Raw genomic sequence first — 25,483 nt, 5'->3', positions numbered from 1 at the left:
CCGGCGTCCTGCATCTGGCCTCCGGCGTTCACTCAATCAAACGGACTGAAATGCTCTTCCCGGCCCGCTTCTTCGGCTTCGTGGCGGTGGCCATTCATGACTTTTTCCACTTTGGTCGCCTGCAGGTCATCATCCGCATCTACCATCATCAGGTAATCGCCCTGCTCCACACGGTCCAGATACGGCGACAAGTGATGATTGGTTGAAGACACGCCTCGCAAGCCGCCCAGCCAGGCGCCAAAACAGGTGCCAAACAAGGTCATGCCAATGATGGCGCCGCTGTCCAGATTGGTTCCCCAGGGGTCCGCGCCTGCCAGCAAGAAACCGCCAAACAAGCCCGCAGCCATCCCGATAATGGCACCGAGAAAGCCGGAATGCATGATGTCGGTTTCTTCCCAGGTGGTCGTGCCGTGCACATGAGCCTGGGCGATAGCCATGGTGTCGGTGCCCATGACATGGAGACGATTTTCACCGATCCCTGCCTGACGCAGTTCACCGGTAATGCCCTGAACGGACGCGAGGGATTTCGTGAAATAGTAGAGTCGTTTCATTGCTGCCTCTCCCTGTGGCAAACAAATGGCGAACAATCCACCGCTTTGTGCGCGTCGTGTGAAATACGCAATCTGAATTGTGCGCCAGTCTTCCTGACCGACAGTGTTTCCGAATGCTGCTCACTGTCGTGATCAGATCCTTTTGCGATAACCACACCAACCGGTTGTTCCATCCGGTTATTGGCGCAGCCTTTGCCTTTATCTACTCCCGAAACTAACAAAAAGGGGCCATAACGGCCCCTTTACTGTGTCACAAAAACCGCGTCACAAACTGTGAGCGATTAATTACTTTTTGTAGGTGCCGAAGCGCCGTCAACCGGGATCACACGGGGCTTTTTCTCTTCCGGCACCACGCGGGTCAAGGTCACGGTAAGCAGCCCATCCTCCAGCCCGGCCGCTTCCACTTCCACGTGGTCGGCCAGCTTGAACGTGCGCTCAAAGGCACGGCGGGCAATGCCGCGGTGCAACCAGGTTCGCTCACTGTCCTGTTCCGTTTTCAGGTTACCGCGAATGCGCAGTTCATTTTCCTGCACAGTGATATCCAGGTCGCTGCGCGCAAAGCCGGCCATGGCCATGACGATACGATAGCGGCCATCACTTTCGCGGATGATGTCGTAAGGGGGGTAGCCATTGGACTGGTCAGCACGCAGCGCCGCGTCCAGCAGCTCATCGAAACGGTCGAAGCCCACAGAATGGCGAAACAACGGGGCAAGGGAAAATCCGGTATTCATCACACTATCCTCATTCCAATCTCACCAGCAGACCCCGCAGGCGTCCGCTGGAAAACGGTTTAAAAATGGTTGATGTGACACGGAGCCGCCGGCAGTCATCAAGACTGTCTGCATTGCTCCAACCGGCCAGTTGTCACTGGATAAGAAAATGGGGGCCTGCAAATCACTTTCAAGGGGCAGGAAGGATTTTTACCGTGACGGCCTGGGGAGGCAGCGAGAATCCGTCAGGAGCACCGGCAGCGACAGTGGTTGCGGTCACGGAAATGGCCGTGCCTTCTCCCTGAAACAGAATCGGTACGCGCACACAGACCCGCTCACCCGCCGTAACCGGCCAGGCAGGGCTTTTGCCGCTCTGCCATTGTTCGCTGTTGCCAGAACAGTGGCGGTCCATCAGCAAACTGCGCACCGCCGGATGGGCGCTGGCGAACTGCACCTGCCCACTGAGGCTGGCACGGTATTCAAACCGCAGCACCGCAGTGCTGCCCGATTCCAGATGCTGATTGTCAGGCCCCCGCCAAAGTGGCTCGGACACCAGCCCCAATGACAACGGCCCGGAATGTTGATCCGGCAACGCACGCAACCCCCAACGCAGCGCCCCGCCGACATGCTCGCCCGCCTGATCGTTGAGGCGCGGCAATTGCGGGGCATGCCAATGTTCAGGCAGAGCCAGGGTCAGGACCAGTGGTTGCCCCTGGCTGCGAGCTTCAGAAAGCCGGAACTGGAAATGCCCACCTTCCACTGTGCTGATCCTGTCGGGGTCGTTGCCCGCACCGACCAGGCTCACAGCCCACCCCGTCAAACGGCGCTCCCCCGGATCCGGCTGGCCGTTAAACGCCAGGGCCGGCTCGCCGGCGCCGTTGTCCTCAAACAACTGCCCGGTAATCCAGTGGCCCGCCGGTCGACAGCGATAGCCCGCCGCTACTCCCGAAACCGGTAACGGGTGCAGAGCCGACATGATGCCATCCCGGGCGGCCAGCGGCTGACCTGACCCGCCAGCGCCACCGGCACCACCACCCGCGCCACCGGTTTGTTCAATGCTTGCCGATACCGTCGTTGCAGCAGGCGTATCCAGCCAGAGGGTCCCGCCAGCACCACCACCGCCGCCAATGGCCTCCTCCCGGCCTGTGCCTGTGATCGTGCGCCCCGGCAAACCACGCAGATCCAGCAGGCCATCGCCCACCAGCCGCGCCGTCCGAATCACCAGCAGGCCGCCACCCGCTCCCCCGTTTCCTCCCTCGCCGCTGCGCCGGGCGGCCGCCCCACCGCCGCCGCCCAGTATCCAGCCTGCCGCCACCCTGTGGCCGCCCTCTCCGCCACCCGGCTCCGGCGCACCCTGTTCACCGGCGCCACCATTACCGCCACCACCGCCATTACCCAATTGCCGGTGCGCCAGGTCCAGTCCATTGCCCCCGCCACCGGCATTGGCGGGCGCGCCCCTGGCCATATCACCCTGGGGGTAGCCCATTGTCGCAGCGGGCAATAGCAGTAAAGGGGTACCTGCCAGGCCCTCCCCCTTGCTGCCATGGTGGCCATAGCCCACCGCCTGATCGTCCACGCTGGGCGTGCTGTAGCGCCAGTCATCCGGCCGCCCCAGCGCCCCCTGCAAGGACACTGCCGGCGCACCGCGGAAACCCGCTCCGCGCACCGACAGGGTGTGGCCGTTAAGGTCCAGTTGGCGGCGCACATCCATCGCCAGCACCCCGCCGGTGGTGCCATTCCAGGGCAACGCCGCCACATCCTGCTCCAGGCTCAGGCTGTCGAATTGTGGCACCCGCACCAGCTGCCAGCGCCGACGGCCCTGTTCCTCGTTAGCTGGGGCATTTTCATAATGATGGAGCAGCCCAGCCCCCGGACCCGCACCCAGAATGCGCACCTGATCGGCATCCACCCGCTCAATGCGCACCCACTCCTGCGCCCAGACTGCAGGCGTATCACTACGCACCTGACCGTAGACCGGGGAGTTTGATGTGTTGATGGGGGCGCCCTGAACCTGCATTAACAGGGCAAGATCGCCGGGCTGCAGAACAGTCCGGCCACGGGAATGGGACAACGTCAGAGTACGGGTGCCCGGGGGCAACGCCAGGTTGTCCGGGCCGGAAAAATAACCATTGAGGGTGCTGCCAGACAACATGGCACCGTCACGACCCGGTTCGGCGCACAACGCCGCCACTGCCGGATGCGGCAGTAGCAGGCAGCCCAGTATCAGCGCGGCGGATCGAGCCAGTCGGCGGTAGTGTTGTTGCAACGGAACCATCCGGCAATACTGTAGCGTTCCCGGGTAGCTGCCAAGACTTCGTGGGGAATTTTCTCGCTGAGGAACGCCACCAGCGTCCCTGCACGGGGCTCTACCTCCGTGGCCACACAGGTCGCATCCGCCTCCGGCCAGATACGAAGGCGCCCACCCCATTCGCTTTGCCAGTTATCGTTGAGATAGAGCACCACAGAGAGCAAACGGCCATTATTGCCGTTAAAGGCATCCACGTGGCGCTGGTAGAAATCCCCCGGCCCGTAAATGGCAAAGTGGGACTCCAGCTCGAACAGGCCCATGAACAGCTCGCGATTGACCGCCAGCCGAAGGCTTTCCAGCCCTTCAAACAACTGGCACTGGGCCAGCGAGTCGCCTTTGAGCCAGCAGGTGCGGTCACTGCGAACGCGGGTATCCTTCTGGTGTTCCTGGCGACGGCCAATGCCGGCAAGGCGAAATTCACCGTGCTGGTCCTTGTAACACGCCTCCTCGCGCAAGGCCCGCACCAGCGCCGCCGGGAAATAGCCGGGCGCCACGGCGAAACCCTGCCGGGCCAGCCCATCAATCAGGCCACCGAGTGGGCTGCCGCCCACCCCGCCCAACAGATCCGCATTATCATGCACAGGCTGCGCCCTCTCGTTGTTAGTGCAACGCTCCACCGGCGTCAGGATCAAAGTCGTCTGGCCATAGCAGCCAGCCTTCCTCCTGGCATTCATCCAGCAGTTGCGAGGTGGCATCCACCGTCGCCTGCACAAAATAGATGAACTGCTCGAAGGTCACCCCGTTACGCCCCAGTAGCAGATCGCACACTACCAGACGAGGCAGGGAATCATCGTTCACGTCCAGAAACAGCTTCACCGACGGATACGCCATGTTCAGCCGGCTCAATTCCGCCTGTACTGCAAACAAAGCGGCCGGGCGCACCTCCAGTTCACTTGTCAGCAAGATACCATCGTCTTCCACGAATAGCCGCGCATCCACCACCCCTTCACGGCCCTGCAACTCAGACAGGTGCAGCGCATGGCAGTGCTCACAGATATAGTGCTGGATATTGGCCTGCTGCAACCAGCGTTTTACCTGGTCCGCATCCGCGTTCACGACGCCTAACATGACATTCTCCTAAGGCCCGCCATCAAGCGGGTTTCTTGCCGGTCGCGAATCATCTGCCATTCGCCGGGAAAAAGAAATAGCCACCCGGCCACCACTTTGGGTCATTCATCCCTGAATACCCGCTGGGTAAGATGGCACCTTTGAGCCTGATTGCCTGAAAGGAATAAAAGAATGACAACTCCCCATGTGGCCTTCCGCTCCAGTGACAGCCTTCATCAGCGTACCGACGCCTTTATCCAGCGCATGAACAGTGGCGCCAAACGCCCGGAACCCAAGGAAATTGAGGCCATCATGGCCCAGTTTATCGAGGAAGCCCTGGCCGCCTTCATCACCCGCGCGGCACAGGCTGCGGATCTGAGCCCCGGCATGTTCAAAGTGGTCAACATGACCTGTAGTACCATCAGCAAAACCACTCACCTGGTGATCGGCCGCAGTGCAAAAAAAATGGACCTGGCGCAGAACCAGGCCGCCGCAGACTATATGGATCAGGTGCGTCACCCTGCCACCGATGGCGACCACTGGTATGTGGCCTTCCCCGTTAGCGAGGCGCACTGCGCCCAGTGCAGGGAGGTCATCCGCTTGTGCCAGCAGGGAGAAGAAGACAAGGCCCGCCGCGAACTGGCGGCCTACCTGCTCACGCTCACCGATGAAGCGATCGACTGGTACTTCCAGCGCCCCATGGCCCTGCTTGGCTTCGGCCCGGTGCTACGCAAAGTCGCCAACGTGGGCGTGGAAACCACCCGCAAGGCCAGCCGGAGTCTGATCAGCAACCTGATCCCCAAGCTGGGGCCGGAGCAGCTGCTCGCTTCGGCGCAGTATCAGGAAAGCATGCTGCTCTCCTTTCCCCCTCGCACCCGCTAAGACAACCCCGCTGACGTTGCACTGACATGGAAGTGCAACGTCGTTTTCTTTTATCCGCTACACGGCCTACACAGTGCATCTCTTTTGATAACAAATACTTACACTTACCGGGTCTTGTAGGCTAACTTCACCAAGTTTTTACAAAACTACTTATTCAACGGATTGCGCAGCAACTACACAGCTCTCTACTATCAAATTGGTATTACATCACAAAAAAACGAGGAGTGAGCCGTGTCTTTGCGCCATGCCATACTTGTCCTGCTACAAGACCAGGAAGCCAGCGGTTACGACCTCGCTCGCGAATTTGCCAACAGTATTGGGCTGGTATGGAACGCCACCCACCAACAGATTTATCTGGAGCTGGGGAAGCTGAACGACCAGAGCATGGTGAAATATCGCCATATCCCCCAGGACGGCAAACCGGACAAGAAACTGTACCGGATCACGGATGAAGGACGCGACGAGTTAATTCGCTGGCTTCGCAAGCCAGCCGCACCACCGCGCATCCGCGATGCGTTCATGGTCAAGATTGCCGGCGGCGATCTGTCCGACAGCGCGTCCATACTGCGGGAACTGGACGACCAGGCCGACCTGCGCCGTGAACGGCTGAACACCTTCGAGTCACTGGCCAGCAAACTGGATGACACCAGCCGCGACCGTGACCTGTTTACCTACCTAACCCTGCGCCGGGGCATTCTTGATCAGCAGGCCTGGCTGCACTGGGCCGACGAGGTTCGCAGTGCCCTGAAAAAACGTGAAGAACGCCCCGTATCGGTGCCTACATCGGTGTAATGACCCTCAACGCAACAGACACCCTGCTCCGCCAGCTCGGCTGGCTGGTTCAGGCTCCCGCCCTGTTGCCCTGCGCCCCCTTCCAGGATGCCGGACACCTGCTGCAGCGAGAGCTGCAAGCAGATCCGGCATTACTTCATCGTGCCACAGCTCAATTACAGTCTCGTTCCGCCCCACGGCGCCTGGGTCTGATCTTCGAGCAGTGGGTCGCGGCACTGGTGGATGCCAGCCCGGGACTGGAGCGCATTGCCAGCAACCTGCCCATTCGCGAGCAAGGACGCACCCTGGGCGAGCTGGACATGCTAGTCCGCGACCGGCTCAGCGGCGAACTGTGGCACTGGGAGCTGGCGCTCAAGTTCTACCTGGCCACCGCCGAGCAATGGTATGGCCCCAATCGCCACGACACCCTGTCCCGCAAGGCCCATTACCTCTACCAACAACAACTGCCTCGCTCGCAATCCGGCATTGCCCGCAGCCAGCTGGCCGAACAAGGCTGGGAGGTGCACGGCCAGGCTCTGCTGACCCGCGGCAGGCTCTTCTATCATCGCGCTATTCCACCCGGCGATGTGAAACCAAGCCCCGGCCACGAACGAGGCTGGTGGCGCACCACCGACGAGCTGGAAGACGGCCCCTGGTCAATCATTGAGCGACCGCTCTGGCCCACGCCATTTATGTCAGACAAAGGTACCAATTTCGTTGATCGCGCCACCGTGATTGACTATGTTGAAAGCCATTCACGCGCGCTCATGGTCACGGGCCCTCACCATGACCAACCGGGCTTCATTGTTCCTGTCAGTTGGCCAACCCCATGACATTTCAACAACAACCGCCGGCACTGGTGGACAACCAGGGTCGAGTTGCTTTCGGTGTATTCCCGAAAACCGTGGCAAGCATTAACGGCCGTGCGGCGGATTACCGCACCCCGATGGGCAAACCAGCCTCTTCCTTTGCCCGGCATTTTCATTACAAGCAGTTCCAGTATTTCGGCATCATCAGTGCTGAGCTGCTGGCCGGCTGCGCCTTTGCCCATACCGGCTACCTGGGCATGGCTTTTTTCTACCTGTTTGAACCGCAAACTGGCGCCCTGCACGAATACACCTGGCGGTCCCCCCTGGGCAGGGACCTGCGCATGTCCTCATCACCGCAACAGGGCGAAAGCGTATTCCGGCAAAAAAACGTGGATATCCGACTGGGCTACCAGCAAGACGCCCAAGGAGCATTGAGTAAAAGCCTGTCAATCAAGCTGGATGACCTGGCACTGGAAGCCCATATGGACGAGGGCCCCACATACCAGCCCATGTCCCTGTGCACCCGTACCGGCATTAACGGCTGGGTCTATGCCAACAAGGTCGCGGGTAAAGCCGTCACCGGCTCATTACAACGTCAGGGCAAACACACGGACCTGAGCGCCATCGACGCCAACGGCCACCATGATTTTTCCGCCGGTTATATGCGCCGTGAAACATTCTGGAACTGGGCCTGCCTGTCTACCCGGGTTGGTGATACTCGGGTCGGGCTCAACCTGTCCTGTGGTGTCAATGAGACAACCTTTTCAGAGAACTGCCTGTGGATCGATGATGCCATGGTCCCCACCGGCGGAGTGATATTTGATTACAACCGTGACGAGCTGATGCAACCCTGGACAATCCGCAGCCTGTGCGGCCGGGTACACCTTCAGTTCACCCCCAATGGAAACCACAAAGAGCGCCTCAACCTGGGCCTGTTTGCCAGCAATTTCAACCAGCTGTTTGGTCACTTCGATGGCGAGCTTCGCCTGGATAACGGGCGCCGCCTGCCAATCGAACGCCACTACGGTTTTGTCGAGGAGCAGTACGCAAAATGGTAGATCAACAACGCGATGCCAGCGAGGAGACTCTCCAGCCGCCCGCACCGGAAAAATTCAACGAAAAAATCCGCCGAGGTTACTTCTGGGTGGTTCAATACTGGCGCGAACTGTTCAACTTCAAGTTCGACAAATACATGATTATTCAGGTCATGCCGGGGGTCTACGGCATTGCCCTGACCGCCATCGCCATGGGCCTGCTGTACCTTTGCGTAGAAGCCTTTATGGCATCCACCTGGCGCGGCATTTTTTACTTTTTCTTTGCCGCGCCGCTCACGTTTCTGGTGGCGGCATCGGTGTTGCGGGCACTACTGGAATTCTACATGGTGGTGTTCAAGATTTCCGAGCATGTGGACGAGCTGGTGGGCTTGCGTGACACGGTGGATCGCCTGTCCGGCATCAGCGACAGTGTCGATGAAATGGTTGCCGTCACACGCCGCATTCCTTTCTGGCGCGCTCTCTCCGGAAGCCGCCCGCGCCCAGAGAAAAAAGCGCCTGCGGCCAGCCATAAAGACGAAAAGAAATAACGCCCTTGCAACGGCGGGGCGGCACCGCTGCCCCACCGTTATTGGCTAATGACCAACGCTATTTTTCCTGCGTGGCTTCCAGTGCAGTCAGCAACAAACGCTGAAAAATATGCTCACGCACCCCATCCGGATCCGTCAGCGCCATACGATCCAGCTGCGCCGCAAACTCGGTTGGACTGCCTTCGTTAAACAACGCTTTGCGGCCCAACTTCAGATACTCCTTGTGGCTGACTTTCTCCTTCAGCCAGGTGAGCGCCGTCATCAAACGCTGCTCTACCTCGGTGAAATCCGTGCCCAACGGGAAAACCGGGAAGCTTTCCTTGCCGTACTGTTCGGCAATCTCATGAAGATGCTCAGGATTATTGCGACGGTGCGCCTCGGGAATCTGATAATCCTGGCGCAGCTTTCCCGCCGCCTGGGCCTGCTCCATCAACTCCACCTGGAAACGGCTATCGGCCACGTTCAGCATGGCCATGACCACTTCTTCATCGGTCTTGCCACGCAGATCCGCCACACCATATTCGGTAACGACCATATCGCGCAGGTGTCGGGGAATAGTGTTGTGCCCATAGCTGAACACCACATTACTCATGGCCTCACCACCGCGCTCGCGCCATGCCCGCACCATCAAAATGGAACGCGCGCCTTCCAGCTCATGGGCCTGGCTGACGAAGTTATATTGCCCGCCCACACCACTGAGCACGCGACCATCTTCAATCTGGTCCGAGGCCACGGCGCCCAATAAGGTGACCGTGAACGCGGTATTGATAAAGCGCGCATCCTGACGCTGCAAACGATTCAGGGTTTCATCGCCGTAGAGGTGATTGATGAAACTGATCCGCGTCATGTTGATTCTGTCGCGTTCCTGGTCCGTCATCTCCCGCAAGCGCGCGTAGAAATCCCGGGGTCCCAGGAAAAAGCCACCGTGCATCACCACGCCACCGGCCAGGCTGTCGCCGAACACCGCTTTCAGGGCTTCACGGGTGGTGCGATCGTCCAGATCATTGGGTACCGTCACGTCGTTGGGTAGCTGGAGTTCATCGCCGTGTTTGCTAATGCCGTCGCGGAAAATACCGAACCGTTTCAGGGTGCGCAGCTGCGCGCGGTCCAGCCGCCGACTGATTGCCGACTGTTCGCGCAAGGCATCCAGCAGCGCCAGCCCAGGCGTTGCCGGATTATGCATTTCCAAACGCTGCAGCGGTGCCCAGTCATAGACCGGGCGGCGAATGATGCCATCGTCAATCAAGGTCAGCAGGCCATGGGTCATCATTTCGCTGCAACCGTACAGGCCCTCACGAAAGACGCCTGTGCCCCCTTCCCGCTGAATCAAGGCATCATGCTCCGGCGGCACAGCCCAGGCCTTCAGCGCATTCAGGTAGCGGGGGTTATCCTGTTCGCGCAGCCGCAGATGATGCACCAGCGCATCGCCCAGGGCGCCGATACCGATTTGCAAGGTACCGCCATCGCGCACCAGGGTGCTGGCGTGCAGCCCGACAAAATGATCCTGAATATTGACTGGCATATTCGGGGTGCTGAACAGGCGGGTATGCCCTTCCGGGTCATCCACCAACAGATCCATCTCCGGTAACCAGTCATCCACCCGGGCATCGTTCCCCATAAACGGCAGGTCCCGATGCACCTGCCCCACGGCCACGATGGTTTCACCGGCTTCCCGGCGAGCCTTGAGCAAGGGCATCAGATCGAGCGTCACTTCCGGGTTGCAGGAAAAACTGTACTCGTCGTTACCATCCACCTGCCGGTGAGCCAGCAATTGCGCCACCACATTCACGCCTCGCGCGTTGAGGTCCCGCGCCACATGGGTGTAATTGCTGCTGATGTAATGTTGCTGGGCTACGTCACTGCCCAGCATGCTGCCGGGCTGCATGAAAAACTCGAACACCCGAATGTTGGTGGGCAGGTTTCCACACTTTTGCGCCGCCAGGTAGCTCAACGCTTCATAATCGCCGAACAAGCGATCCGCAAAGGGATTAAGAAAACGTTTCTCCAGCTCGCTGCCGGCCCCCGGTTTGCCCAGGGACAAGGCCGTATAGATATCCAGGCTCAGGGACGGGTCCGCTTCCACACGTGCATACAGTGCGTTCACAAACCGGTTGGGCTTACCCAGCCCAAGCGGCATGGCCAGGCGAATCTCGCCGCCAGTGGCCTCAATGACCCGGTCTACCGCCTGCTCTACCTGATTGATTCGATCCGTCACGACCTCTCCTTGTCATTCATTCAGCGCAATTCATGCATTAGCGCTATTCAATGGCTGGCGGTGCTGGACACCAGCGTGACCAGCACCACACCCGCAATAATAAAACCCATGCCCAGCATGGCGGGTAAGTCCGGGGTTTGTTTGAAAAACAGCGCCCCCACCAGGGCAATCAGTACGATACCCACTCCCGCCCAGACCGCATAGGCTATCCCCATGGGAATAGTGCGCAAGGTCAGGGAAAGCGCATAAAACGCAACGCAATAGCCCACCACCGTGATCACCGATGGCCACAACCGGGTGAACCCCTGGGACGCATTCAGCGCCGAAGTAGCCACCACTTCAGCCACAATGGCGATAGATAAATACAGGTAACCCATAAGGACTCCGCAACAATCAGGCGAGCGTTGATCAGACCGGACATTCAGGCCGAAGGGGCAACCTGTAACTGATTCAACAGCGTTTCCCAGTGTGCCAGCAGTCGGGCCGGGAAGTCAGCCTGAGGGTGGCGCACAATCAGCACCAGACGCGAATCGGTGTCCTGATCCGGCCACAGGTTCTGTGGTGTCATCTCCGGCGGCTGTTGCGCCACCCACTGAACCAGCATGGGGCCATCCAGCCCGTTCACCTGCAACAACCCTTTCACTCGCACCAATGTATCGCCACATTGCGCCTGCAGTTGCTGAAGCGCGGCCTGCCATAATGGCCAGTCCAGGCCATGAGGCCACCGCATCGAAGCGCTGAACAGATTATGGCGGGACGCCTGCTTCTCCGCGGGAACCAGCGCAAGTGACTGAGCGGCAAGCCTCGCTCCCCCCACAGGGGCAAACAGGCCAGTCACCCGGCAACGACGTGGAAACGATTCATCAAGCAAGGTCGCATCAGGAAAGTCGGTATCCAGCCGGTATTGCCGCGCCGTTGCATTCAGGCCGTGCAGCTGCGCCTGCAACGCCTGGACGGCAGGAGGCTCGGCCTGTTCCGCCTTGGAAAGCAGCAGCACATCGGCGCCGTGGATTTGCTCCAACACTTCCGGGTGCTCGGCAATCGCATCGGCACCGGCGCAGGTATCAACCACGGTCAGCACCGACTGGCAAACAAAGCGCTTTCGCAACCAAGGGTCCTGTTCCAGTGGCGCCACCACACCGAAGGGGTCGGCCGCGCCGCTGGTTTCAATCACCACCGCCGTGAATGCGGGAATCTCGCCGTTTTTACGGGCCATGAACAGGTTGCGCAACGTGGTGGACAGGGAGCCCTGAATCACGCAGCACAGGCAGCCGCCGGCCAGCAACGAGACCGACACTCCATCGGTGCCGGTGAGATGCTGATCAATGCCGATATCGCCCAGCTCGTTAATGATCAAGGCTACATCGCTGCGCTCGTTCAGCCAGCGGTTGAGCAGCGTGGTCTTGCCACTACCCAGAAAGCCGGTGAGCACCACCACCGGAATCCGTTCTTCCACAGCAATCAGCCCAGCGACCAGGGTAACTGCTCACCGGCAAAGAACGGCACCACCGGCTCCCCGGCGGCATCGATTACCGCGGGCACGTCCCAGGGTTTGCGTTGCAGGGTCACGGTGTCGGTGTGGCGCGGCAGGCGATAGAAATCGGCACCAAAGTGGCTGGCAAACCCTTCCAGCTTGTCCAGCGCGTTATGCTGCTCCAGGAAAGTGGCATACAGCGGCAGTGCCGCACGCGCCGAGTAACACCCCGCGCAGCCACAGGCCGCTTCTTTCTTGTTACGGGCGTGCGGAGCGGAATCCGTGCCCAGGAAAAAACGGCTGTGGCCATCAATTACCGCTTTCTGAATGGCTTCCTGATGCTGGCGACGCTTGAGAATCGGCAGGCAGTAATTGTGCGGGCGCACGCCGCCCACCAGCAGATCGTTGCGGTTCATCAGCAGGTGCTGGGGCGTCACTGTCGCTGCAGTCAGCGCGTTGGCTTCGCGCACAAAGTTGACGCCTTCCGAGGTGGTCACGTGTTCAAACACAATACGCAACGCCGGAAACTGGCTGCGGATGGTATTCAGATAACGATCAATAAATACCTTTTCACGGTCGAAGATATCGATGTCCGCATCGGTCACTTCCCCGTGCACCAGCAGCGGCACATCGTGCTTTTCCATGGCCTCGTACAGATGAGTAATCCTGCCCGGGTCGGTGACCCCACTGGCAGAGTTTGTGGTCGCGCCGGCGGGATAGAGCTTGAACGCATGCACAAAATCGCTGTTGGCTGCGCGCTCCACTTCCTCCACTGGGGTGCTGTCGGTGAGATACAGCACCATCAATGGCTCAAAACTCACCCCTGCAGGCACCTGCGCCATGATGCGCTCACGATACTCTGCGGCCTGGGCCACCGTGTTCACCGGCGGGTTCAGGTTGGGCATCACGATGGCCCGACCGAATACATTGGCCGTGGCCGGCACGGTTTCCGCCAGCAAATCACCGTCGCGGAAATGCAGATGCCAGTCATCAGGACGGGCAATGGTCAGGGTATCGGTCATGGCGTCACCTTCTTTACCGTGGAGATTCGTGGGGCGTTTCGGGGGCGTAGTGTAGCGCAAGTTGGTGTCGAGGCAGAGCACGAGGAACATGAGCGCCCGCTTGCGGCGGCATCTATCCAGAACAACAGCAAGGACGGCGCCACAAACAAAAACGCCCCGCATTGCGGGGCGCTTTCTAATATGGCGGAGAGGGCGGGATTCGAACCCGCGATACAGTTTCCCGTATGGCTCCTTAGCAGGGAGCTGGTTTCAGCCACTCACCCACCTCTCCGGAATGCGGTACTGCTTGTGGTTTGGTAGTGAACGCTCTTAATCGGCGCCGTCACCAAACTCGCCGCGCATCATAACGATTTTGCGAACAAAATACAGCTCAAAAATCAGGCAGACTCGCTATCTGACGATTTTTCGTGCTGAATTCGCTGATAAATTTCTTCACGGTGTACGGCAACTTCTTTCGGCGCGTTCACACCGATACGAACCTGATTGCCTTTTACACCCAGCACAGTGACGGTGACTTCATCACCCACCATCAGGGTCTCACCAACTCGACGCGTAAGAATTAACATAATGATCCCTCCTGGGGTCCTTTCATTTCCGTGAGCGCTTTCCGTACCTGAGGCTCGCGGGTTGCCGTCCGTGACGACTCCTTGGTGCAGAGACCATTTACCCACCCCTGGCACGGGGCCGGTAGTATGCCTGAATCAGATTCTCAAGTCTTGCCGTGAGAGGGGCTAGACCAACCGGTCGTCGCCCCATACCTACCTGATGGTATGCCGATCAGGAGCCGGGCTGATCCAGCTCGAACTCAGAGTGCAGGGCGCGCACTGCCAGCTCCAGGTACTTCTCGGCAATGACTACGGACACCTTGATCTCGGAGGTGGAAATCATCTCGATGTTCACCCCTTCGTTGGCCAGGGCTTCGAACATCTTGGACGCCACACCCGCGTGAGAGCGCATACCCACACCCACCAGGGAGACTTTGGCAATCTTGTCGTCACCGATGATTTCCGGGTTACCCAGCTCTTCGGAGGCGTTGCGCAGGGCTTCCTGGGCACGGACGAAATCGTTGCGGTGCACGGTGAAGGTAAAGTCGGCGGCGCCGTCCTTGCCCACGTTCTGCACGATCATGTCCACTTCGATGTTTTCTGCGCTCACCGGGCCGAGGATCTTGTAGGCGATACCCGGAGTATCCGGGGCGCCACGCACGATGATCTTGGCTTCATCACGGGTAAAGGCAATTCCGGAGATTACCGGCTTTTCCATATCAACCTCGTCTTCGACGGAAATAAGAGTCCCAGGACCATCCTGGAAACTGGACAAGACACGCAGCGGCACATTGTATTTGCCGGCGAATTCCACAGCACGGATCTGCAGGACCTTGGAGCCCTGACTCGCCATCTCCAGCATTTCCTCGAAGGTAATGCTGTCCAGGCGACGGGCGTTATCCACCACACGGGGGTCGGTGGTATAGACGCCATCCACATCGGTGTAGATCTGGCACTCGTCCGCTTTCAACGCAGCAGCCAGCGCCACCGCAGTGGTATCCGACCCACCACGGCCCAGCGTGGTAATGTTGCCGTCACCATCAACGCCCTGGAAACCGGCCACAACGACCACACTGCCGCCATCAAGATCGGCGCGCACTTTCTTGTCGTCGATCTCTTCGATACGGGCTTTGGAGTAAGCATTGTCGGTGCGCAGGGGAATCTGGCTGCCGGTATAGGAGCGGGCGTTGAGACCCTGCTTCTGCAGTGCCATGGACAGCAAGGCAATGGTGACCTGCTCGCCGGTAGACACCAGCACGTCCATTTCCCGTGGAGAGGGTTTGTCGGTAACGCCGTTGGCCAGCTCAATCAGCCGGTTGGTTTCCCCGCTCATGGCGGAGACGACGACGACCACCTGGTCACCCTGTTTATGGAAGCCAGCTACCTTCTCGGCAACGGCCTGGATGCGTTCGACCGTACCCACTGAGGTACCGCCGTATTTCTGCACGATAAGAGCCATAAAGTCGCTTTTTCTGCAAAAAAGAGCGCGCTACCTTAACAGAAACGCGCCGGGATTTCATGTTGAGGTGGTATGGCGGACCTGATCTGCGACCTTTTCCGCCCCCAAAGTGGGTTTTTCAGGCCAGAAATACCCGGTATTTCCAGCCCAACCGCCCTACCCGGCCACCCAGCCCTTTACACTTTCCAGTGCCCCGGGCAATGCAGCAGGATTATTACCGCCACCCTGGGCCATATCCGGGCGACCGCCGCCACGACCGTCCACTTGCTCGGCCACGAACTTGAGCAGATCGCCCGCTTTGTATCTGGCGGTCAGGTCCTTGGTGACACCCGCCACCAAAGCCACTTTATCGCCTTCCACAGCGGCCAGCAGAATCACCGCGGAACCCAGCTTGTCTTTCAGCTTGTCCATGGTGACCCGCAACGTCTTGCTATCGGCGCCGTCGATTTGTGTCGCCAGCACCTTCACGCCGTTAATCTCTTGCACGTCGCTGGTCAGGTCGCCGCCGGCGCCACTGGCCAGCTTTTGCTTGAGGCGCTCGATTTCCTTTTCCAGCTCACGCACTTTCTGTGCCTGGCTGCGTACCCGTTCAGCGGCGTTGTCCGGTGAGCTTTTCACGGTGGCGGCAATCTCGCTGAGCGCCCGCTCTTGCTGGCGCATCACGCCCAGAGCGTGTTCACCGGTTACCGCTTCGATACGGCGCACACCAGCGGCGGCCGAAGCTTCCAGGGTAATGCGGAACAACCCGATATCACCGGTACGGTTCACGTGGGTGCCACCACACAGCTCCTTGGAGAAACCGTCACTCCCCATGCTCAGCACACGTACCTGATCATCGTATTTCTCGCCGAACAGCGCCATGGCGCCCGCTTCACGGGCAGCGTCAATGTCCATCAATTCGGTGGTTACAGCGGTATTTGCCAAAATCTGGCGATTCACCAGAATCTCGATCTGTTCGCGCTGGGCTTCACTGACGGCTTCGCCGTGGGAAAAATCGAACCGCAGATAATCTGCCGCCACCAACGAGCCTTTCTGCTGCACATGCTCACCCAGCACGTCGCGCAAGGCGGCATGCATCAGGTGAGTGGCGGAATGGTTACGCATCACCGCACGGCGCCGATCCACATCCACATAGGCAGATACCTTGCTGCCAACGGTCAAGGTGCCGCTTTCCAGCTTACCCACATGTACATGAGCCGCCTGGCGCTTGCGGGTATCGGTGACCAGAAAGCGGGTTTCACTGTCATCGCCTCCCATCAAGGCACCGGTGTCTCCCACCTGGCCCCCGGATTCGGCATAGAACGGCGTGCGCGCCAGTACCACCATGCCTTCTTCGCCGGCGTTAAGCGTTTCTACCGCGTCGCCATCCTTGTACAGGGCGACAACAGCATCGTCGTCGGCCAACTTTTCGTAACCGGAGAAATCGGTCACCGCATCAATATTCAGGCGGTCACTGTAGTCATTGGCGAAACTGCCCGCCCCACGGGCACGTTCACGCTGGGCGGCCATGGCGGTTTCGAAGCCGTCCATATCCACACTCAACTCGCGTTCACGGGCCACATCAGCGGTCAGATCCGGCGGAAAACCATGAGTGTCGTACAGATTAAACAGCACGTCGCCGGGCAGTACCTTGCCATCGAGTTGCTCGATAGCACTTTCCAGCACTTTCATTCCCGCCGCCAAGGTGCGGCCAAATTGCTCTTCTTCCGCCAACAGAGCTTTCTCGATGCGCGCCTGCTCGCGGCCCAGTTCTGGATAGGCCTCGCCCATCTGCTCGACCAGGGAGGACACCAGCGTTGAGAAGAACGGTTTGTCCTGTCCCAGCTTGTGGCCATGGCGCAGCGCACGACGGATGATCCGGCGCAGCACATAGCCACGGCCTTCGTTGGACGGAATCACCCCATCGCATATCAGGAAGCTTGCCGAGCGAATATGGTCCGCAATCACCCTCAAGGACTTCTCTTCCAAATCGCTACAACCGGTAGCCGCAGCCGCTGCTTTCAAGAGCGCTTGAAACAGGTCGATTTCGTAGTTGGAATGCACGCCCTGCAGTACTGCCGCAATACGCTCCAGGCCCATGCCGGTATCTACGCTGGGCTTGGGCAACGGCTGCAACTCGCCGTCGGGCTGGCGGTCGTACTGCATGAACACCAGGTTCCAGATTTCAATGTAACGATCCAGATCGTCATTCTCGGAACCCGGCGGCCCACCGGGCACATCGGCCCCGTGGTCATAGAAAATCTCGGAACAGGGGCCGCAAGGGCCGGTATCGCCCATCTGCCAGAAGTTGTCTTCGTCCAGCCGGGAGAAACGCTCGGCGCTGACCCCCATTTCCTTGAGCCAGATATCCGCCGCTTCATCGTCGGACACATGCACGGTGACCCACAAACGCTCTTCCGGCAGCCCCAGGGTGCCGGTCAGGAACTCCCAGGCAAACTTGATGGCTTCGCGCTTGAAGTAATCACCGAAACTGAAGTTACCCAGCATCTCGAAGAAGGTGTGGTGACGCGCCGTGTAGCCCACGTTTTCCAGGTCGTTGTGCTTACCGCCGGCGCGGACACAACGCTGGGAGCTGGTTGCACGGGTGTAATCCCGGGATTCACGGCCCAGAAACACATCCTTGAACTGGTTCATGCCCGCGTTGGTAAACAACAGCGTCGGGTCATTGTGGGGCACCAGCGAGGAGGACGGCACCTTGGTGTGTCCCTGGCTGGCGAAGTAATCCAGAAAGGCCTGGCGTAGTTCAGCACTCTTCATAGGAGAAACAATCATTGGCTGGCTGTCAGAGAGGGCCGAGTATAGCGCCCTCAAGGCCCGGTTGCGATGGTTCAGTAAGCTGCAAGCTACTAGCTTCGAGCTTCGAGAAAAACCCGAAACCAGAAGTCGGCCCTTCTTTAATCTAACAGCTAAAAACTAGTCGCTGGCGCCTCATAGCTCGGTTCTAGCCCTTGATCGCTGCCGCCAGACATACCGCCAGCACCATCACCAGCAGGATGCGTTTGAGTACACGGGGGGAAACCTGGTGCGCGAACCCCACACCCAGCCGCACACCCAACAGGCTACCCAGCGCAACGACCAGCCCCGGCAACCAGGCAACCTGATCGCGGGCGACGAAGATCCCCAGGGCAAGCACGGTAAAACTGCCAGTGATCGCCAGTTTCAGGGCATTACTGCGTAGCAGGTCGTACTGCAGTTGCCCAACCAGCACCGCCAGCAGTACAAAACCCACGCCCGCCTGCACAAAACCGCCATAGGCACCGGCCAAAAACAGGCCGAGCCACCCGGACAGGCTCGCGTTCGGGGATAGCGGGATCGCATCCGGCCCCGGCGACATTTGCGCCGGACGCAGCACCATCAGCAAAGCCACCACCACCAGGGTCGTCAGCAGAACCGGTTTGAGGATGCTTTCCGGAAGAAACGCCGCAGCGACGGCGCCCACCAGGGTGCCCAGTAGGCTTGGCACCAGAATCGCCGGCAGGGCGGCGAACGGCATGGTCCCCCGTTTGTTGAACTGGCGCACCGCTTCCACGCTCTGAATCAGCACCGCCACCCGCATGGTCCCGTTAGCCAGCGCAGCGCCCATGCCTGTGAGCATCAACAACGGCAGGATCAGTAGACCACCGCCCCCGGCCAGGGGATTGATAAACCCCGCCAGCACACCGGCGCCTAATAACGCGGCCGCCAACCAGGGATCTGCAAGGTATTCCATGGGGTTCCCAATCCGGGCTCATAAAACGCAAGGATACCCTGCTCCACCCACCAGCAAAACGCATTGAGCGCACGGCCTTGCAGTCGCGGTCGACCCCACCTGTCGCGCCTACAGCAAGATCGTCGCGCAACAGCCTTCAGCACAGCCCGCTTTCAACGGGAAACCTTGGCGCAATGTGGAATGTGGAATGTGGAATGTGGAATGTGGAATGTGGAATGTGGCGATTAGTCCAGATCGTCTTCCGAAGTATCCAGCGCCGCAAAACTCTGCTCGGCATCAAAGCCCCGGCTTTGCAGAAAGCGCAACTGCCGGGCCTTTTCTTTTTGGTCCGCGGGGTAGTACCGGAATCGACGGGCCCGGACCTCTCTGGCGAGGGCGAACCAGTCCACCTCCGCATTCTCCAGCGCTTCGGCGATCACATCGTTCTCCACGCCTTTGAGCTGAAGCTCTTGCCGAATGCGCAAGACGCCCTGTCCACGCTCAATACGGGCGCGCACAAAAAAACCGGCAAAGCGCCGGTCATCAATAAAGCCGTGTTCTTCACACCAGGCCAAGACCTCAGCCAGCGCAGGCTGCTCACCCAGCCGCTGTTGCAGCTTGGTGATCAGCTCGCGGCGGCCATGATCGCGCCGGGCCAGCAGGGCAACCGCCCGCTGGCGCAGCTCGGCCTCCGTCAGCGGATCTCCCTTACTCATCGTCAGCCGCGGCTTCCTCTTCAACCGGCGCTTCTGAGGTGGGATCCGGCAGCAGACGAGCCCGGATTTCCGTTTCGATTTCTTCGGCGATGGCCGGGTTTTCACGCAGGTACTCACAGGCGTTTTGCTTGCCCTGGCCAATCTTGTCGCCCTTGTAGGCGTACCAGGCACCGGATTTGTCTACCAGGCCCTGTTGAACGCCCAGGTCCAGCACTTCGCCTAACTGGTTGATGCCCTGACCGTAGAGAATCTGGAACTCGGCCTGCCGGAACGGCGGGGACACCTTGTTCTTCACTACTTTCACCCGGGTTTCATTACCGGTGACTTCATCGCCCTGCTTCACCGCGCCAATACGGCGGATATCCAGACGGACGGAAGAATAGAATTTCAGTGCGTTACCGCCAGTGGTGGTTTCCGGGTTGCCGAACATCACACCAATCTTCATGCGGATCTGGTTAATGAACACCACCAGGGTATTGGCGTTTTTCACATTACCGGTAATTTTACGCAGTGCCTGGCTCATCAGCCGGGCCTGCAGGCCCACGTGGGTGTCACCCATTTCGCCTTCAATTTCTGCTTTCGGCACCAGGGCGGCGACGGAATCCACGATGACCACATCCACTGCGCCGGAGCGCACCAGCATGTCGGTGATTTCCAGCGCCTGCTCACCGGTATCCGGCTGGGAAACAATCAGATCATCCACGTTCACACCCAGCTTTTCCGCGTAATCCGGGTCCAGTGCGTGCTCCGCGTCCACAAAGGCGCAGGTGGCGCCTTTTTTCTGGGCCTGGGCGATCACGCTCAGGGTCAGGGTGGTTTTACCAGAGGATTCAGGGCCGTAGATTTCCACGATCCGCCCCTTCGGCAGCCCGCCAATCCCCAGGGCAACGTCCAGCCCCAGTGACCCGGTAGAAATGGATGGCATGCGCTCGCGCTTGCGATCACCCATGCGCATGACGGACCCTTTGCCGAATTGGCGCTCAATCTGTGACAGCGCGGCGGACAGCGCCTTACCTTTATCGCTCATTGTGACCCCTCTCCGTTTGCGGTGCGTCATTCATTGACGCCAACCGTATCTGATCTGTCTTATCTGACCTTTCGGCCAGCACTGACAATATGGACAGTATTATGAACAGCATTGGCTGTCCATTGCAACCACCCTGTTTCTGTCCACATCACTGTTGCTGCAAGCCCGCCTTAGCGGGGCAACGATGAATAGCCTGATTGTGGCTACTTGAGGCGGGCATTCAAGCCCAGTATGGCTTCATGAATGGTCTGCTGACGGACGGCATTGCGGTCACCGGCAAACTGGAAGCAACGGGCCTCGGCATAACCCAGCTTCTGCCCCCAGGCAATCCAGACTGTGCCCACCGGCTTGTCCGGGGTGCCCCCGTCCGGCCCCGCGATACCGGTCACCGCCACGCTGACATGGGCGCGGGAGTGGCTAATCGCGCCCCGGGCCATTTCCAGCGCCGTCGCTTCGCTGACGGCACCCGCGGTGTCCAGGGTTGCCGGCAGCACGCCCAGCATTTCCTGCTTGGCTTCGTTGGAATACGTCACAAACCCCCGATCAAACCACGCGGACGCGCCGGCAATACCGGTCAGGGTTTCCGCAATGCCTCCGCCGGTGCACGATTCAGCGGTGGTCAATATCAACCGCTGTTCGGCCAGAGCCCCGGCCAGGGCTTGTGCAGCGGTGAGTATCTCTTCGTCACGAATTGGCATGTGCGGCTAACCCAGATCCACGTTGTGATACACGTTCTGCACGTCATCCAGATCGTTCAGCATGGCCATGAATTTGTCGAACATCTCCATATCTTCGCTACTGATGGTGGTGTAGCTCTGCGGGACAAACTGGATTTCATCCACGTCGAAGTCCAGTTCACCGAAGGCTTCCGTCAGCGCCTGCTTGGCCTTGAAGTATTCCGTATTGGGTGTGAAGACGGTCAGTGTGCCGTTGTCATCTTCGATTTCGCTGACATCCACATCTGCCTCCATCAAGGCTTCCAGCACCGCGTCCTCATCCTCGTGGGCAAAGACGAAAATGGCCACGTGGTCAAACATGTGGCTCACCGTACCCTGGGTGCCGATCTTGCATTTGGTCTTGGTGAAGGCCATTCGCACATCGCCAAAAGTACGGTTCGGATTGTCCGTCAGGCATTCGATCAGCGCCATGCAGCCGCCCGGGCCATAGCCTTCGTAGCGAGCCGGAGAGTAATCCTCGCCTCCCCCGCCTTTGGCTTTCTCAATGGCCTTGTCGATCACGTGGCCGGGCACCTGATCCTTCTTGGCACGATCGATCAGGCTGCGCAACGCCAGGTTCGCCGTGGGGTCCAGGCCGCCGGATTTCGCGCTGACATAGATCTCCCGACCATAACGGCTGTACACCTTGGCTTTCATATCCGAGGTTTTCGCCATGGATTCTTTGCGGTTTTGATAGGCGCGGCCCATACGAATCTTGCTCCAGAGAGATTGGTTGCCGGGTATTTTAGGGGAAGATCAGGGAGAGAAGAACAAGGGAAGGAGGGAGAAAGCAGCGCACAGACCACAAGCGCACCTTTTCTGACAGGGTAAACGCGATGGATAGCCACTCTACCCGGTAATTACTTTCCCATCCTCAAACCATTTCCGCTATCCTCCCCTCCGCATAAATACAATAAACAAGGACTTCATCGTGCACAGCCTTTATCGCGTTGCATTTGCAGCGGCCATTCTCTTTAGCCCATTAGCACAAGCCTCAGAAACTTTCGACTACGTCGACATCGGCTACTCCCTACAAAATACGGACTACTCCGGTTTCGGCGACAGCAGTTCCGGCACATTAAAGGCCAGCGCCTCGGCTTTCGGCTGGCTCCATGCGCGCGGTCGCTACCATGCGGGTAATGTCCGGTTGCCGGAAAAAAACGCTCAGCAGGAATCCTGGTCGGTGCTTGGTCTCGGCGTTCATTATCCGTTAAGCGCCCAAACTGCGATTTTTCTGGGCTCAGACCACAACGAACTTGAGCTGCAAAACGGTTCTACCGAACGCGGTTGGTACCACCACATCGGCCTCAGACACGAATTCAACGATAAATGGCAGGTCGGCCTCGAAATCGGCGAATCCGATGTGCTCTTTCGTGATACCGCCTCGCTTATCGAAGCCATTTATAAAGTCACACCGCAAGTTGGGCTATCTGCCACGCTGCGCGATTACGATGATCTGGACCTGACTGAATACGAGGTTGGCGTGCGCTGGTTCTTCCGGGATTAAAAGCGCCAAGCCCTGCATCACTGTTGAGTAGCGCCTACCCCGTAGGCAGCTACTCAACCACAAGGCCTTAAAGGCGCAATCCCGACCCTCAACAAACGGTTACCGGATCAGCCTTCCAGTTCCACCAGCGATTCCTCGAAGTAATCCAGAAAGCGCTGTATATGCGGGAGCGTATCGCGGCAACCGATGACGCCGAATTCCAGGCTGTCCTTGTAGCTGAGCACGGTAATATTCAACGCATAGCCATGCAGCACCAACGATACAGGGTAAGAAGCCAACATTTCGGCGCCGTTGAGGTACAGCGGATTCTTGGGCCCAGGAACGTTGGAAATCACCAAATTGAACATGGGGCTTACCCGCCCGGACAATCCTGTCACCTGGCCAAGCGACAACGGCACATTGGTGAGTAAGGTATACACATCGATCTCGGACTTCTGCATATCGCCAAGCCGGGACTTCACCCCTTTCATGGAATCCTGAATGGCTGCCAGCCGGTTAAGGGGCTCTGCGATATGCGTTCCCAGGCTGACCTGTACGGTAGTAATCGCATTACCCCCCTCGCCCGCCTGGTCCGCACTGCGCAACGACACCGGCACCTGAGCCACCAGCGGCTGGTCTGGTAACGCCTCCTGGCTCAACAGGTAACGCCGCAGCCCCCCGCCACACATTGCCAGGAAAATATCGTTCACTGTACCGCCATGCTGCTTGGCAGCGGCCTTGATCCGCGGCAGGGACCAGGACTGAGCCGCAAAGCGTCGGGCGCCGGTCACTCGCCGGTTGAGCTGGGTTTTCGGCGCCCGATAGATGGTCTTCACATTGCCGTCTTTGGGTTGGCGCAACAGATCCACCAGCTGGCCACTGCCCCGGCGCAGATTGCTCACCGTGCCTTTCATGCCCGTGGTTGCCGCAGGGGCGCCGCTGCTCTTCCTCGGTTTCTTCTCCGCATCCCATTCGCCCGACCAGGGCACCGGCAGGCGATCTTCGGCACTGTTAGCCAGACGTGACTGCATCAGGTACATACCGGCCACCCCGTCCACCATGGAATGGTGCATCTTGGTATAAAGCGCGAAGCGGTTCCCCTCCAGCCCTTCGATCAGATAGCTCTCCCACAATGGGCGGCTGGGGTCCAGACGCTGGGCGTGCAGCCGCGACACCAGCGAAAGCAGCTCGCGCACTCGCCCCGGGCGCGGCAAGGCGGAATGGCGCACGTGATAATCAATGTCGAACGTCTTGTCTTCCACCCAGGCCGCGTCCATGCGCATGGGCAAGTGCGACTGGATCTTCTGATTAAAAGGACGGCAAATACCGTTCACCTCTACCAGATAGCGGTAAATGCTTTCCATGTAATCCGCTGGCGCGTCTTCCGGTATTGCAAACAATGCCAATCCACCCACATGCATCGGGGTCTCACGGGTTTCCATCATCAGCCAACCGGAATCCATAATGGACAATTTACGGGCCATTCTCCCTGCTCCTTATTGTTATGCTTTTCACGCCATTAGCGCTTTCCAAACGGTTCCTGCAAACCCCTATCATCGCCACATCATGAAGAAAAACACTAGCGAATTAGTTGTATTTGGTAAGCAAAAGCAAGCCGTTCATGACAACACGGCGAATCTGACAGCCCATATGACGCACGCCGGCTACCCGCCGCTGGAAAACTTGGAAAGCGCAGTAGCACAAAAACGGCGGGAGAAAGAACGGGGAATTCGGTATCAATCGCCCTGCTCATCAATCCACCCGCGTTTCCGTCAGAATAGTCAGACGGACGGAGAAGGGCCGTGACAGCATGATAGAAGAGGGAAAGAAAACAGGGGGTGAAAGCCGCAGCGCTAGAGAAGCTTGTCCATGACTACCCGGATAGCCTCTGCCAGCTCAGCCTGATCCCGGCTATCGCCCAGCGTCTGGCGTTGCATCAGATAACGAAACACGCCATCCACAACGGAATAATGAAGCGGGCTGAACTCATCTGCCCGATTTCCCGCCAACAGCCAGGCACGCTCTACGACATCAATCAGGGTTTGCTCAATCTCGGAGACGGCCACTCGAAAGGATGGATCAAATAGCGCCTGGGTACGAATGTCATACCACAAACGGTGGGTCGCACCATCGTTGAAGATAGAGCCCGCCAGTGCGTCGGAAAAACGCTCGATAACCGCCTCACGACCGCTCACCCCTTCCAGAGCGCTTTGCAACAAAGCGGTAAATTCCGCCTTGTAAGCCGTAACGCAGAAGGTGATCAATTCGGCCTTGTCTTCGAAGTAATAATGCAGCATGCCCAGGGAAAGGTCGGCCTGGCTGGCAATATCACGCAGGCTGGTATTGGCATAGCCCAGCTCTTGAAGCGTCTGCACCGCACTCTCGGCGATCATCGCCTTTTTCTCGGTGCGCTTGCGGGCATTGCGCCTTGCGCGTTCTTCAAGTTTGGCTGGTGCCTTTGCCGTCATGATGGTC

Annotated in this window: 26 protein-coding genes and 1 tRNA gene; 7 read left to right on the top strand and 20 right to left on the bottom strand. The window is 59.0% G+C overall.

The genetic code is table 11. The annotated features are described in order from the left end of the window. Window positions 1-32: 32 nt before the first annotated feature. From CL546_RS08885 to CL546_RS08865, 5 genes are all read right to left on the bottom strand, one after another. On the bottom strand, window positions 33-551 hold the full coding sequence (locus tag CL546_RS08885; RefSeq protein WP_290494203.1) for a hypothetical protein: 519 nt from the start codon (window positions 549-551) through the stop codon (window positions 33-35). A 281-nt stretch (window positions 552-832) separates the two neighbouring features. Further along, window positions 833-1,282: an Hsp20 family protein gene (locus tag CL546_RS08880; RefSeq protein ID WP_290494202.1), complete on the bottom strand. Its 450-nt coding sequence runs from the start codon at window positions 1,280-1,282 to the stop codon at window positions 833-835. 169 nt (window positions 1,283-1,451) lie between these two features. Further along, window positions 1,452-3,536 (bottom strand): hypothetical protein, encoded by a 2,085-nt coding sequence (locus CL546_RS08875; protein ID WP_290494201.1) that lies wholly within the window; start codon window positions 3,534-3,536, stop codon window positions 1,452-1,454. Further along, complete coding sequence (locus tag CL546_RS08870; protein WP_290494200.1) at window positions 3,485-4,150, bottom strand: 2OG-Fe(II) oxygenase; 666 nt, start codon at window positions 4,148-4,150, stop codon at window positions 3,485-3,487. The genes CL546_RS08875 and CL546_RS08870 overlap by 52 nt, the downstream gene beginning before the upstream one ends. Before the next feature lie 19 nt (window positions 4,151-4,169). Further along, window positions 4,170-4,637: a YbjN domain-containing protein gene (locus CL546_RS08865; protein ID WP_039926142.1), complete on the bottom strand. Its 468-nt coding sequence runs from the start codon at window positions 4,635-4,637 to the stop codon at window positions 4,170-4,172. Between the two features lie 171 nt (window positions 4,638-4,808). Here CL546_RS08865 and CL546_RS08860 point away from each other — a divergent pair, with 171 nt between their 5' ends. The 5 genes from CL546_RS08860 (at window position 4,809) to CL546_RS08840 (ending at window position 8,660) form a co-directional block, all read left to right on the top strand. Then, window positions 4,809-5,498: a hypothetical protein gene (locus tag CL546_RS08860; RefSeq protein WP_290494198.1), complete on the top strand. Its 690-nt coding sequence runs from the start codon at window positions 4,809-4,811 to the stop codon at window positions 5,496-5,498. Between the two features lie 231 nt (window positions 5,499-5,729). Further along, the gene (locus CL546_RS08855) at window positions 5,730-6,290 is read left to right on the top strand and encodes a PadR family transcriptional regulator (RefSeq protein ID WP_007149877.1); all 561 of its coding nucleotides are present in this window, start codon (window positions 5,730-5,732) and stop codon (window positions 6,288-6,290) included. Further along, complete coding sequence (locus CL546_RS08850) at window positions 6,290-7,102, top strand: DUF1853 family protein (protein ID WP_290494196.1); 813 nt, start codon at window positions 6,290-6,292, stop codon at window positions 7,100-7,102. The genes CL546_RS08855 and CL546_RS08850 overlap by 1 nt, the downstream gene beginning before the upstream one ends. Continuing rightward, the gene (locus CL546_RS08845; RefSeq protein WP_290494194.1) at window positions 7,099-8,136 is read left to right on the top strand and encodes a DUF2804 domain-containing protein; all 1,038 of its coding nucleotides are present in this window, start codon (window positions 7,099-7,101) and stop codon (window positions 8,134-8,136) included. The genes CL546_RS08850 and CL546_RS08845 overlap by 4 nt, the downstream gene beginning before the upstream one ends. Further along, window positions 8,130-8,660 carry a DUF4282 domain-containing protein gene (locus tag CL546_RS08840; protein ID WP_290494192.1) on the top strand — a complete coding sequence of 177 codons (531 nt, stop codon included), beginning with the start codon at window positions 8,130-8,132 and terminating at the stop codon, window positions 8,658-8,660. The genes CL546_RS08845 and CL546_RS08840 overlap by 7 nt, the downstream gene beginning before the upstream one ends. Before the next feature lie 58 nt (window positions 8,661-8,718). Here the strand turns inward: CL546_RS08840 and CL546_RS08835 are convergent, their stop codons facing one another. The 13 genes from CL546_RS08835 to CL546_RS08775 form a co-directional block, all read right to left on the bottom strand. Then, window positions 8,719-10,875, bottom strand: a complete 2,157-nt coding sequence (locus CL546_RS08835) for an acetyl-CoA hydrolase/transferase C-terminal domain-containing protein (RefSeq protein ID WP_290494190.1) — start codon at window positions 10,873-10,875, stop codon at window positions 8,719-8,721. Window positions 10,876-10,922: 47 nt separating this feature from the next. Continuing rightward, window positions 10,923-11,252, bottom strand: a complete 330-nt coding sequence (locus CL546_RS08830) for a DMT family transporter (RefSeq protein WP_290494188.1) — start codon at window positions 11,250-11,252, stop codon at window positions 10,923-10,925. A gap of 44 nt (window positions 11,253-11,296) precedes the next feature. Next, complete coding sequence (locus tag CL546_RS08825) at window positions 11,297-12,331, bottom strand: CobW family GTP-binding protein (protein ID WP_290494187.1); 1,035 nt, start codon at window positions 12,329-12,331, stop codon at window positions 11,297-11,299. Window positions 12,332-12,336: 5 nt separating this feature from the next. Next, window positions 12,337-13,371: a dihydroorotase gene (pyrC, locus tag CL546_RS08820; protein ID WP_290494186.1), complete on the bottom strand. Its 1,035-nt coding sequence runs from the start codon at window positions 13,369-13,371 to the stop codon at window positions 12,337-12,339. Between the two features lie 181 nt (window positions 13,372-13,552). After that, window positions 13,553-13,642 (bottom strand) — tRNA-Ser (locus CL546_RS08815). A 106-nt stretch (window positions 13,643-13,748) separates the two neighbouring features. Beyond that, window positions 13,749-13,937, bottom strand: a complete 189-nt coding sequence (gene csrA, locus CL546_RS08810; protein WP_035229872.1) for a carbon storage regulator CsrA — start codon at window positions 13,935-13,937, stop codon at window positions 13,749-13,751. Window positions 13,938-14,148: 211 nt separating this feature from the next. After that, entirely contained in the window at window positions 14,149-15,375 is a 1,227-nt protein-coding gene (locus tag CL546_RS08805) for an aspartate kinase (RefSeq protein ID WP_007150585.1), read from the bottom strand. A gap of 156 nt (window positions 15,376-15,531) precedes the next feature. Continuing rightward, window positions 15,532-18,132: an alanine--tRNA ligase gene (gene alaS / locus CL546_RS08800; RefSeq protein WP_290494181.1), complete on the bottom strand. Its 2,601-nt coding sequence runs from the start codon at window positions 18,130-18,132 to the stop codon at window positions 15,532-15,534. Window positions 18,133-18,316: 184 nt separating this feature from the next. Beyond that, window positions 18,317-19,084 carry a sulfite exporter TauE/SafE family protein gene (locus CL546_RS08795; RefSeq protein ID WP_290494179.1) on the bottom strand — a complete coding sequence of 256 codons (768 nt, stop codon included), beginning with the start codon at window positions 19,082-19,084 and terminating at the stop codon, window positions 18,317-18,319. A 224-nt stretch (window positions 19,085-19,308) separates the two neighbouring features. Next, window positions 19,309-19,779 carry a regulatory protein RecX gene (locus CL546_RS08790; RefSeq protein WP_290494177.1) on the bottom strand — a complete coding sequence of 157 codons (471 nt, stop codon included), beginning with the start codon at window positions 19,777-19,779 and terminating at the stop codon, window positions 19,309-19,311. Then, the gene (gene recA, locus CL546_RS08785) at window positions 19,772-20,806 is read right to left on the bottom strand and encodes a recombinase RecA (protein ID WP_290494175.1); all 1,035 of its coding nucleotides are present in this window, start codon (window positions 20,804-20,806) and stop codon (window positions 19,772-19,774) included. Before recA ends, CL546_RS08790 begins: the two co-directional genes overlap by 8 nt. Window positions 20,807-21,009: 203 nt before the next feature. Then, the gene (locus tag CL546_RS08780) at window positions 21,010-21,504 is read right to left on the bottom strand and encodes a CinA family protein (RefSeq protein ID WP_290494173.1); all 495 of its coding nucleotides are present in this window, start codon (window positions 21,502-21,504) and stop codon (window positions 21,010-21,012) included. 6 nt (window positions 21,505-21,510) lie between these two features. Then, window positions 21,511-22,230: a YebC/PmpR family DNA-binding transcriptional regulator gene (locus CL546_RS08775; RefSeq protein ID WP_290494172.1), complete on the bottom strand. Its 720-nt coding sequence runs from the start codon at window positions 22,228-22,230 to the stop codon at window positions 21,511-21,513. 223 nt (window positions 22,231-22,453) lie between these two features. Between CL546_RS08775 and CL546_RS08770 the strand changes: the two genes are divergently transcribed. Further along, window positions 22,454-23,029: an outer membrane beta-barrel protein gene (locus tag CL546_RS08770; RefSeq protein WP_290494170.1), complete on the top strand. Its 576-nt coding sequence runs from the start codon at window positions 22,454-22,456 to the stop codon at window positions 23,027-23,029. Window positions 23,030-23,136: 107 nt separating this feature from the next. Here CL546_RS08770 and CL546_RS08765 read toward each other — a convergent pair whose 3' ends face one another. After that, window positions 23,137-24,492, bottom strand: a complete 1,356-nt coding sequence (locus CL546_RS08765) for a WS/DGAT/MGAT family O-acyltransferase (RefSeq protein ID WP_290494168.1) — start codon at window positions 24,490-24,492, stop codon at window positions 23,137-23,139. On the opposite strand from CL546_RS08765, the gene CL546_RS08760 reads away from it, so the two are divergent. Further along, window positions 24,473-24,814 (top strand): hypothetical protein, encoded by a 342-nt coding sequence (locus CL546_RS08760; RefSeq protein ID WP_290494166.1) that lies wholly within the window; start codon window positions 24,473-24,475, stop codon window positions 24,812-24,814. The genes CL546_RS08765 and CL546_RS08760 overlap by 20 nt on opposite strands. A gap of 47 nt (window positions 24,815-24,861) precedes the next feature. Here CL546_RS08760 and CL546_RS08755 read toward each other — a convergent pair whose 3' ends face one another. Continuing rightward, entirely contained in the window at window positions 24,862-25,476 is a 615-nt protein-coding gene (locus tag CL546_RS08755) for a TetR/AcrR family transcriptional regulator (RefSeq protein ID WP_290494164.1), read from the bottom strand. Between the last annotated feature and the right edge of the window lie 7 nt (window positions 25,477-25,483).

Origin of the sequence: Alcanivorax sp. (assembly GCF_002726155.1) — a bacterium.
Taxonomy (GTDB): domain Bacteria; phylum Pseudomonadota; class Gammaproteobacteria; order Pseudomonadales; family Alcanivoracaceae; genus Alcanivorax.
Note: the sequence above shows the minus strand (reverse complement) of the source record. Positions and strands in the feature narration are given on the sequence as shown.